This is a genomic window from Chryseobacterium sp. 2TAF14, from assembly GCF_052115105.1.
In the GTDB taxonomy this organism is placed as follows: Bacteria; Bacteroidota; Bacteroidia; order Flavobacteriales; family Weeksellaceae; genus Chryseobacterium.
In genome coordinates this window covers 1-11,340 of the sequence record NZ_JBFRGA010000176.1, presented here as the reverse complement: position 1 = coordinate 11,340, position 11,340 = coordinate 1, and the positions used below count along the sequence as shown (strand labels likewise).

8 protein-coding genes and 1 pseudogene are annotated in these 11,340 nt (G+C 35.2%); 7 read left to right on the top strand and 2 right to left on the bottom strand.

Going from position 1 to position 11,340, the window contains the following annotated elements; genetic code table 11:
• From murB to proC, 6 genes and pseudogenes are all read left to right on the top strand, one after another.
• Positions 1-904, top strand: a 904-nt coding sequence (gene murB / locus AB4Y90_RS14875; RefSeq protein WP_441558325.1) for a UDP-N-acetylmuramate dehydrogenase, incomplete at its 5' end; no start/stop codon positions are given.
• Positions 905-1,030: 126 nt separating this feature from the next.
• On the top strand, positions 1,031-3,790 hold the full coding sequence (locus tag AB4Y90_RS14870; RefSeq protein ID WP_441558324.1) for a TonB-dependent receptor: 2,760 nt from the start codon (positions 1,031-1,033) through the stop codon (positions 3,788-3,790).
• 24 nt (positions 3,791-3,814) lie between these two features.
• Positions 3,815-5,041 (top strand): DUF4876 domain-containing protein, encoded by a 1,227-nt coding sequence (locus tag AB4Y90_RS14865; RefSeq protein ID WP_441558323.1) that lies wholly within the window; start codon positions 3,815-3,817, stop codon positions 5,039-5,041.
• 31 nt (positions 5,042-5,072) lie between these two features.
• Positions 5,073-6,511 (top strand): annotated as a pseudogene (locus AB4Y90_RS14860) (DUF6850 family outer membrane beta-barrel protein).
• A gap of 170 nt (positions 6,512-6,681) precedes the next feature.
• Positions 6,682-7,830, top strand: a complete 1,149-nt coding sequence (locus AB4Y90_RS14855; RefSeq protein WP_441558322.1) for a cytochrome-c peroxidase — start codon at positions 6,682-6,684, stop codon at positions 7,828-7,830.
• Positions 7,831-7,875: 45 nt separating this feature from the next.
• Positions 7,876-8,679, top strand: coding sequence for a pyrroline-5-carboxylate reductase (gene proC, locus AB4Y90_RS14850; protein ID WP_441558321.1), 804 nt, complete (start codon positions 7,876-7,878; stop codon positions 8,677-8,679).
• A gap of 154 nt (positions 8,680-8,833) precedes the next feature.
• On the opposite strand, the gene AB4Y90_RS14845 is transcribed toward proC, so the two are convergent.
• Positions 8,834-9,028, bottom strand: a complete 195-nt coding sequence (locus AB4Y90_RS14845; RefSeq protein WP_441558326.1) for a VanZ family protein — start codon at positions 9,026-9,028, stop codon at positions 8,834-8,836.
• A 56-nt stretch (positions 9,029-9,084) separates the two neighbouring features.
• On the opposite strand from AB4Y90_RS14845, the gene lnt reads away from it, so the two are divergent.
• Entirely contained in the window at positions 9,085-10,728 is a 1,644-nt protein-coding gene (gene lnt, locus AB4Y90_RS14840; protein WP_441558320.1) for an apolipoprotein N-acyltransferase, read from the top strand.
• A gap of 102 nt (positions 10,729-10,830) precedes the next feature.
• Here lnt and AB4Y90_RS14835 read toward each other — a convergent pair.
• Positions 10,831-11,340: T9SS type A sorting domain-containing protein (locus AB4Y90_RS14835; protein ID WP_441558319.1), on the bottom strand; the 510-nt coding region annotated here is incomplete at its 5' end.

The window sequence follows — 11,340 nt, the reverse complement described above, 5'->3', positions numbered from 1 at the left end:
CTCCCACCCTCAAACACTCCCGCTTTTATTCTTAGGTGGCGGAAGCAACATCTTATTTACCAAAGATTTTGAAGGTCTTGTTTTAAAATTAAATTTAAAAGGAATTTCTGAAGAATTTTTAAACGAAAATGAAGTTTTGGTAACGGCAAAAGCTGGTGAAAACTGGCACGAATTCGTTATGTTTTGTCTGGATAAAAATTATGGCGGGCTCGAAAATCTTTCGCTGATTCCGGGAAATGTAGGGACTTCACCTATGCAGAACATCGGAGCGTACGGAACCGAAATAAAAGACATTTTTGTAAGCTGCAGGGTTTTGAATCTTAAAACTTTGGAAACTGAAGAATTTGATCTTGAAAGATGCAGGTTTGGGTACAGAGATTCTATTTTTAAACAGGAAGGAAAAAGAAAATACGTGATTCTGGAAGTTAGTTTCAGACTATCAAGAAAAGATCACAAAATCAAGACAGAATATGGTGCGATTAAATCTGAACTGGAAAATTCAGGAATAATAAATCCTACAATTCAGGATGTTTCAAAAGCGGTGATCAACATCAGGCAAAGCAAACTTCCCGATCCAAAGAAGCTTGGTAACGCCGGAAGTTTTTTTAAAAATCCAACCATTCCTTTAGCACAGTTTGAAGATTTAAAATTAAAATTTGAAAACATTCAGGGTTATCCAAACGGAAATTCCGTAAAAGTTCCTGCAGGCTGGCTTATCGAACAATGTGGCTGGAAAGGAAAACAAATCGGAAATGCAGCTTCTCATCAATTGCAGTCTTTAGTGATCATTAATGCAACAGGAAATGCTTCAGGAAAAGAAATTTTTGATTTTTCAGCTTTAATAATTGATTCCGTTAAAGAAAAATTCGGGATCGAACTGGAAAGAGAAGTCAATATTTTGTAACCAAAAATCTCAGCATACCACTCGTCTGACATTTGTCAGTTATTTTAATTTATTCTAAATAAGTTTCTTATCCGTAAATTTAATTCTTATTTTTGCGGTCGATTTTGCTTTCGATAAACTAAAATAATGACGATCAGGCTTTTAACTTTTATACTCCTATTTTTCTGCGGCTCTCGACTTTTATTGGCTCAGAATGAGAAATTACAATTAAGCATCACTATTTCCGGAGAAAACCAGCAGAAACTGAATGGTGTTACTTTAAAAAGCGCTCAAAATTCCGCAGTTACAGATGAAAACGGTAACGCAATATTAGTTTTAAGCGAAGGAAAACATCATGTAAAAATTACCCATTCTAATTACCAGGAAAAAGAGTTTGATGTTAATCTAAATAATTCAAAAACATTAAATTTTCAGCTTCAGCCAATAGATAAACTTGAAGAAATCGTTATTTTCTCTAAAGAAGGGAAAGGTTTAACGACAAAAACCATCATTGACAGAAAAGCGATGGAACATTTACAGCCTTCAAGCTTTACAGATTTGATGGAACTTTTACCGGGCGGATTGGCAAAAACCCTGAATTTAAGTGTAAATAACAGACCCATGCTTCGTGAGAACAGAGGTGATCTTTCTTACAGAACCACAGAATACAACACGAGTGCTCTGGGAACGCAGTTTATGATCGACGGAAATGTGATCAACTCGAATGCAGATATGCAGGTTTCTTTAGACAACAGGCAATTTTTAGAAGGACCAATGGCTCGTGAAACTGCAACAACGGGAGTTGACATGAGAACAATTTCTACGAATGATATTGAAAAAGTGGAAATTATCCGAGGAATTCCTTCGGCGTCTTATGGAGATTTAACTTCAGGAGTGATAAAAATTGAGAGAAGAATCGGCGAATCTCCTTTGCAGGCAAGATTTAAGGCAGATGGTTTCAGCAAGCAATATTATGTAGGAAAAGGTTTTAAGATTAACGAAAACTGGCAAATAAGTGCRGGTGCAGATTTTTTAGATTCTAAAGCTGATCCTATTGATGATTTTGAAAATTACCAGAGAATGACCGCTTCGATTCGTTCGAAAAAGAAAAGCACACTTTGGTCAAATCCTTTAGAATGGCGGTCAAATATTGATTTCTCAACGAATATCGATTCCCAAAAAAATGACCCTGACAATGGTGTTCCGGACATCGACCGTTATAAACAAACCAGAACGAGAATTAGTTTTACCAACAACTTTTTATACAGTTTAGATAAAGCTTCATTTTTTGATAAAATTATTTTAAATACTGCAATCAGGCAGGGATTCGAAAAAATAGATCAGACAAAACTGGTACAATTGTCGGGACCAAGATCTTTTTCTCTGGCTACAGAACAGGGAGAAAATGTGGGCGTTTTCCCGGCTCTTCGTTATATCAGCGAGTACAGTACAGAAGGGAAACCACTTGACATTACAGCGCTTCTTCAAACTACGGGAACAAGAAATACTTTCGGAATTAATCATCAGTATGAAGTCGGCTTAGACTGGAGATATTCTAAAAATAAAGGAAAAGGTTTAATTTATGACATGAATTCTCCTTATGCTGCCGAACTAAATAATTCCAGACCAAGACCTTTTAATGATATTCCTGCATCTAATCTGATGGCTGCTTTTTTTGGTGACAAAATGAGCTATGCAATTGATCAGCATAAATTTACTCTATACACCGGATTACGATTCTCAAAACAAATGGGAATTGACAATTCTTACGCAATCAGCAAAAAAGTTTTTGTGGAACCACGATTGAACCTGCAGTATAATCTTCCGCATTTAATGATCAACAATGCTCCGTTGAAAACGGATTTAACTTTAGGATATGGGCAATTTTATAAGCAACCAACGCTTTTAATGCTGTATCCAAACAGAGAATTCTGGGATTATACTCAACTGAATTATTATCATAATGACGCACAATACCGATATGTGAATTTTATGACCTACGTGCAAAATGTTGAAAACAAAAATCTTGAAGCCGCCAAAAGCATCAAAAAAGAAATAAGACTGGATCTTTCTTATAAGAACCATAATTTTTTCGTCACTTATTTCAAAGAAGATATGACGAATGGTTTCAGACCGATGAGACACACTGTTCTGCATACTTACAAGCAATATGATGCTTCACAAGTGGATCTTTCACAATGGAATAACGGACCGAATTTAGCCAACACTCCTTATACAGACAGAAAAACCAATGCAGAATATATGGTTACTGAAAACGGAAGTGCAACGATCAAAAACGGTATTGAATTCGGGTATACTTCACCTCGTTTTAAATCAATCAATACAAGATTTACCTTAAGCGGAGCTTATTTTAAAACACAACTAAGAAACTCGGTTCCTATTGTATTCAGACCTAATGCATCTATTGGCGCAGACGGATTTCCTTATTACGGAATTTATCAGAATGATGATGGATTTGTGAATTCTAACATGAATTACAATCTTTTCATTGATACTTATCTTCCTAGTTTAGATTTAACAATTTCTGCATCATTCCAGGGAAGCTTCTTTGATCATCAAAGAAAAGACCAGCGAATTGCAGAACCCATCGCTTATTACGGAATCGACGGAATTATACATCCTTTTRCCGAAGCAGATAAAACCGATACGTACAAACAATGGCTGGTAAGAAATGTTTCTGTTACCGACAACATGCCGACAGACTACACCTTTACGATTGCCGGAAATTTAAAAATTACCAAAAGTATTTACAAAGCTCTGCGAACATCAATGTTTGTAACGAGAATTTTCAATTACAGCGCTCCTTATACTTTCAATAATGTTACCGTGTACAGAAGAGGCGCGAATACTCCTTACTTCGGGATGGAGCTCAATTATAATTTTTAAAATAAATAATAAATATATAACAACATGAAAAAAAGAGTTATACTACTAAGCTTAATAGCAGCGATGGCAACAGGATTTACCGTTACATCATGCTCAAGTGATGATGATTTTGGAGTAACCGCAAAACAAAACGGTGTATTGACACTTACTTTCACAGGCGAAAATATTACAGAATATACCAATCTGGATGTAGAAATTATTGAAATCAATACCGGAGCCATAATTAAAGAAACATTGAAAAAAGAAAATGCACATTCTTTTGAGGTTGCTTACGGTTCTTATAAAATCACTGTAAACGGTGTTGTAATTGCCAGCAACGAAGAAGTAAGAGCTGCAGGTACAGGACAGACAGATATTACTTCAGCCGTTAAAAACGTAACGATTCCTTTATTTGTAAAAAAATTCCATGAAGATTTTATTATTGAAGAAGTATTTTTCACAGGTGTAAAAACATCAGACAACAAAAATTATAATTCTAGCCGTTATTTTAAGATCACCAACAATACCAATAAGATTCTTTTTGCTGATCAATTAATCATCGGACAATCTGAATTTTTAACAACTGATGATAAAAACCCTACTCCGTACAACAAGAATCTTTCTTTCGCTGTAAAAGGAGTAATGGTTTTACCGGGAAGCGGAAATCAGTACCCGGTACAACCTGGAGATTTTATTGTGATTGCAGACAATGCGATTAACCATAAACAAAACACAAGCACAGCATACGATTTGCACAATGCAGATTTTGAGTTTCCATCTACAAATCCTGCTTTAGGACAAGTTGATAATCCTTCTGTTCCAAATGCTGAAGTTATTTACACGCAAATGACATTCAATATGTTTTTCCTTCACAACAGAGGTTTTGAAAGTTATGTAATTGCCCGTTTTCCGATAGGTGAAGACAAAAACACATTCCTTCAGAAATTCAAATACGATTACACTTATCAAAACAGTGCAGGAACGATCACTTCAAAAAGTGCTTATGCAATTCCTAATTCATGGATTATTGATGCTGAAAACAATTCTGTTCCTACAAAATTTATCCATACATTAACTGCTGCAGGTATCGATTCCGGATGGGCTTCTGTAGGTGCGACAGACAATGACGCCAATCGCTACGGAAAATCGGTAAGACGTAAAACCGCAGGAACAATGAGCAACGGTAAAAATCTTTATATGGATACCAACAACTCTAGCAACGATTTTACCAAAGATGCTTTACCAAGTTTAAAAGACGGTATTCAACATTAATAAATTAGTATTTGAATAATACTTAAAAACTATGCTCAATTTAAAACATTCTTTTTCACTGGTGATTATCGCTTTTGCTTCGCTTTCTGTAAAAGCGCAGGACAGCATTCAGCTTTATCAGAAGATCAATAATCAATACAGCATCGAAAGAAATTTTAGAAGTCAGTTTTACTATAATCCGGCAAACAGGTCGGATTATAGTTCTTCTTCGTTCTCAGAATTTAATGTCGGTTATCATCATGATGACCAAAAAGTGTATCGTCAGCAGCTTGGTGCTGGTGAAAAAGGCTTAACCGTAAATGCAAAATCTTTTTTAAAATTAAATCCAAATCGTACAGTTTGGGGAAGTGCGAGTTATCAGAATCTTAAAAAAAGACCTTTCCGATGGAACGAAAATTTAGATTATGAACGGATCGCACCTTACACAACTGCAGATTCTCTCGGTGGAAGTTTAAATTTGGAACGCTATTTTTTTGCAGGAGGATTATCCCAAAAAATCGACAAATGGACCGTAGGTGGAGAAGTAAGCTATCTTGCTCAACTAGGGTATCGCAGCCGTGACCCGAGATTAAAAACACACAAAACAGCTCTTTAACTTTTCAAAGCGTTTTAGGAAAACCGTTTGTTTATCAGATGGTCGGATTGGGGATTTCAAATTACTTTTTCAGCGGCGGTGTAAATCCTTCCCAGACTTTTGAAGAATTTGGATATAAAGGAGGAGTTCAAATAAGCAATCAGCAAGGAAAAGATTTTTATCTTCGTGCTTCCGCAGGTCGTTCAAATAATACCAAAAGTCATCGTGATAACGGTTCGGGTACAACCTTTGAAATCTCAGAACTTGAAAATAAAAACTTTGAACTCGAAGGTGCAAAATTTTTCACAATTCAAGAAAAACACAGAATCGGAGTTTCTGCCAATTATAAAGCTATTGTAAGAACAGGCTCAGAGTTTGGATATTCTGTAAACACCAATGCTACAGAACAAATATTTAAAAGAAAATCTTACCGTTCAGAAAATTTTGCCAGCGTTGTAAAAGTTTTATATCAATACAACAATGATAATTTTACTATAAGTGCTTCGCCGTTTTTCGGGTATGAAGAAATTAAGGAAAGAAATCTTTATCCCAATTCAGGGCAAAAATTTGAATATTCGTATTTTGGTTTAACTGCAGATTATCGTCACTCAATCAATTCTAACCAAGCTATTTCATTTCAGCCTTATTTTTCTAAAAGAATGGTTAATAAATCAATCAATGCTTTGAGTCTTATGGCAAATCAGGAAATCAATGACTGGATATTACACGACTACAACTTTCAGGCAAGCGACATCAGCACTTTTGGAGCATCTTTAAGGTACGACATCAAACTGGAGAAACTTCCGGCATTCTTTGTAAGTGCAGAATATCAGTCACAGAAAATCCAGAAAAAAAACAATAATTTTGTCGGCRCAAGTTTAGGAATTACATTTTAGAAATTGAAAGATTAAAAAAATTAAAGCATTAAAATATAAGAGATTAAAGATCTGAAGTATTCCTTAAAGCGAAGCTCAACTTAATTTATCTCAACTTCTTAATGAACCTTAATGGTTTAAAAATAAAAATAAATTTACAACAAAAATATCAAAGGAATATTTAATTTAAAATGAAAAGAGGAATTTACTGGAGTTTAGGATTAATTTTATTTATTCTTTGGAGTTTCACTTCAAAAGTAGGAAATGAGTTGTCAAACATTCAGGATCCTTCTATTGAGGACATCGTAAAAAGCTACAAAAAAGCAATTACAGAATGGCCAAAACCCAACATCGACAAAGGTGTAAAATGGCAGGAATTTGCAGCAATCAAAAGCGATTCTGCTTTTTTCACAGAGCAGGATAAGCCGAATGTAATCTTAGGGAAAATGCTTTTTTTCGATCCTAAATTATCAAAATCCAACCAAATTTCCTGCAGCACTTGTCACGATCCCGAAATGGGATGGCAAGACCGAAGACGCGTCGCTCTCGGAAACGACCACCTTTTGGGAAACAGGAATACCATTTCTCTTTACAATATCGCCGAAAGAACTTCTTTTTTCTGGGACGGAAGAGCCAAAACTCTTGAAGAACAGGCTTCCGGACCACTTGGAGCGCATCACGAAATGGCAATGGATGTGAAAACACTTCCTGCAAAAATTCAGAATATAAAAGGTTATCAAATACTTTTCAAAAATGCATACGGAACCGAAAAAGTAACCTATGATAAAATTGTAAAAGCCATTGCCGATTTTCAGAAAACCATCAAAAGCCAGCCTAGCCGTTTTGATAAATTTTTGGAAGGAAAATACAGCTCATTAACTGACGAAGAAATCTACGGAATGCATATTTTCCGTACCAAAGCACGTTGTATGAACTGCCACAGCGGAAAATATTTAACAGACGAATCTTTTCACAATATCGGATTGGCTTATTACAAAAGGAAATATGAAGATCTTGGTTTGTACAATATCACCAAAAAAGCAGAAGATGCCGGAAAATTCAAAACTCCTCAACTAAGAGATTTAACGCTTACTCAGCCTTGGATGCACAATGGTCTTTTTGACAGCCTTGAAGGCGTTGTTAATATGTACAACAGCGGAATGCACCAGCTTGATCCCAACACAGAAAAAAAACTGGCAGATCCGCTTCATCCTTCCACAGATCCTTTGCTGCAGAAATTAAATTTAAATAAAGAAGAAATAAAAGCTTTGGTTTCTTTCCTGGAATCTCTTTCAGGAACAAAATACAAAATGAGAAGACCGGAGTTTCCTGTGGAGTAAGATTTTAGTTATCTTTAAACTAAAATTTTAAAATCTCGCACAAATATGAAAATCGCCATCATCGGAGCCGGAAACATGGGTTTATCTTTTTCAAAATCTTTTTTGAAATATGATTTGATAAAGCCAGAAAACCTACATCTTATCACAAGAAGCCAAGCTAAAATTCTGAAAATAAAAGAAGAATTTCCCAAATCTGAAATTTCGGTATTTGAAGAGGTAAAAAATTTGGATGCAGATCTTATCATCATTGCCGTAAAACCACAGGATTTCCAAAAAGTAGCGGATAATTTCCAGTTTTCGTTAAATGAAAATCAGATGATCTTATCGATTATGGCGGGAATCAAAATCAAAAAAATACAGGAATCTTTAAACCACAAATACGCTGTAAGAGCAATGCCCAACTCACCTACTCTTTTAGGAATGGGAATTACAGGTTATACTTCTGCACAGGGAATTTCTTTTAATCAGTTAATGAATATCGAAAGGCTTCTGAATAGTACCGGAAGATCTGTTTATCTGGAAAACGAAGATTTATTAGACGGCGTTACCGCACTTTCCGGAAGCGGACCGGCGTATTTTTATTACATCGTAGATGCAATGATTAAAGCCGGAACAGAAATGGGAATTGATGAAAATCTTTCTAAACTTTTCGTAAAGCAAACTATGTTGGGCGCTTATCATCTCATCAATAATTCTGACAGAAGCCTTGAGGATCTTATAAAAGATGTTGCCTCAAAAGGCGGAACAACAGAAGCTGCACTGAAAACTTTTGAAGAAAATGATTTCAAAAAAATTCTGCAGCAGGGAATTTTAAATGCCGAAAAACGTGCAAAGGAATTGAATGGGTAAATTTGAGATGATATCTCTCGCAGATTTTGCTGATTAAGCAGATTTTCTTCCATGCTTTTAATCTGCGAAATCTGTATAATCTGCGAGAATTTTTAAAATAAACAATTCTAAAATCTCATTTGGATTCCTGCGGAATGACAAACTTCATGTTGAATTATTCAACTACAAACTTTCTGAATCTAGTTTCCAAGACTCTTTTAATTTGCAAACCCAGAAACACTCCAAAAGTATTCAGCAAAATATCATCCACATCAAAAACCCCCAATCTTGAAAAATACTGCAGGGCTTCTATGTAAAGCAGAAAAACAGTGTACGGTAAAATAATGAATTTATAAAATTTCTTTAACATCATTTGCAAAGTTATTCATTTCAAAAGCATTAAATTTGGTGTGTTAAACTAATTTAATGAAATACGTCTTACTTACGCTCATTTCAGCGATGTTGCTGTCGGTTTCGTGGCCGACTTACGGAGTTCCGTTTTTTATATTTTTTGCCCTCGTTCCGCTTCTGATGATGGAACATAGTGTTTCTAAATTTTCAAATTACAGTAGAAAAAGCTGGGTTGTTTTCGGTCTTTCTTATCTGTGTTTTGTCATTTGGAATGTGGTAACAACAGGTTGGTTGTACGGATCAAAAAATCCGGACGGAAGTCATTCGATGATGGCGGTTTTATTTCCGGTTTTGGTCAATTCTTTTTTGTATTCTTTGGTTTTTCAATGTTATCATTGGTATAAAAACGCACAGGGAACGTATTGGGGAATGGCTTTTTTAGTAGCAATCTGGATGAGCTTTGAAAAATTTCATTTAAATTGGGAATTAACCTGGCCTTGGCTGAATCTTGGAAACGCTTTTTCAGATTACCCGAAGCTGATTCAATGGTATGATACTTTAGGATCAACCGGAGGAAGTTTCTGGATTTTGATTGTTAATTTATTGATATTTTACACCATCAGAATTTGGGAAGCAGGAAGAAAGAGAAAAGATTTAATCATTAATATTTCAGCAACAGTGCTTTTGATAGGTGTTCCGATGATTATTTCATTAATAAAATTTAATAGTTTTAATGAAAAACCAATTGGTGAAGTCAGTGTTTTAATGCTTCAGCCCGATCTTGATCCTTATAATGAAAAGTACAATAAAGACAGCATTACGATTCAGAATGAGCTTTTAAACTTGGCAGAAAAAAATACGAAGGGAAAAATCGATTATTACATCGCTCCCGAAACCGCAATCCCCGGAAGAGGTTCTATTTCTGAAACTGCTTTCGAAAAAAGTGACCTTTTAAATAACGTAAAAGGATTTCTTGCGAAACATCCCGGTTCTGTTTTTGCAACGGGTATTTCTTCTCACAAATATTTTTTAGATAAAAATAATGTTCCTACAAACGCTTATCAGATCAATGACGGAGTTTGGGTAGAAAGCTATAATTCTGCGGTGCAAATTATTCCAAATCAGAAAATTGAGGTTTATCACAAAGGAAAATTGGTTCCTGGTGTTGAGATTTTTCCTTACATGAATGTTTTAAAGCCACTTTTAGGCGATGCGATGATTAATCTGGGCGGAACGGTTGCTTCTTTGGGAACTGATAAAGAACGTGTTGCATTTTCAAATCCTTACAATAAAGGAAAGATTGCTCCGATTATTTGTTATGAAAGTATTTATGGGGAATTTGTAACCGATTATGTAAAAAAAGGCGCCAACTTTTTGGGAATTATGACGAATGATTCTTGGTGGGGCGTTACGGAAGGACACAAACAATTGCTTTCTTACGCAAAAATGAGAGCCATTGAAACCCGAAGAGAAATCGTACGTTCTGCCAACAGCGGAATTTCTGCACACATCAACGCAAAAGGTGAGATTTTAGGCGATACTTTTTACGGAGATCAGACCACTTTATTTGCTAAAGTTAATCTTTATGATGGCGAAACATTCTATGTAAGATCGGGAGATTTTCTTTCCAGAATTTCGGTTTTTGCTTTAGGATTTTTACTGTTTTATTTCCTTATTAAATGGTTTCAGAATAAAATGAAGAAAGAAAATAAAAAGTAAACTTTTAAATATTGAAAGTTTCATATAAATAAAAAACCAGCCTTTTTCGGCTGGTTTTCTCTGTTTAATTTAAGTTTAAAAAAATCAAATTCAAACTACTATTTACTTGATCATTAGTTTTTGGATCACCCAGTTGTTGTTAATTTTAATTTTCAGAATATACATTCCTTTCGGAAGATCAGAAACGGTAACCGACTGGTCATTATTGAGCTGTACATTCAGTTTTTTCCCATCGATCGAGTACACTTCTACTTCAGTTGCTTTTTCGCCTTTAATAAATACTTTTTCTGAAGCAGGATTCGGATAAATTGACAGCTTTGTTTTTGCTGAAAAATCATTTACACCCAATGTATTTTCTACCGAAGGATCAGAAAAAACTTTTGATGCATCAATTGATCTTACACTCCAATACACCTGCTGAATTGATGGATCTAAATTTAAAAACCAGGATGGCGTAGTGACAATATATTTTGCCACATCATGCGCTCCCGGAGTTGTGCCTACTTTAATTTCATATTGCAGCGCATTGACTGGTGTTTTATCATCTGTTGCGCCACTCCATGTAAAATTGAATGTATTTCCGGTTTTATTTACATTTAAATTCGTTGGAGC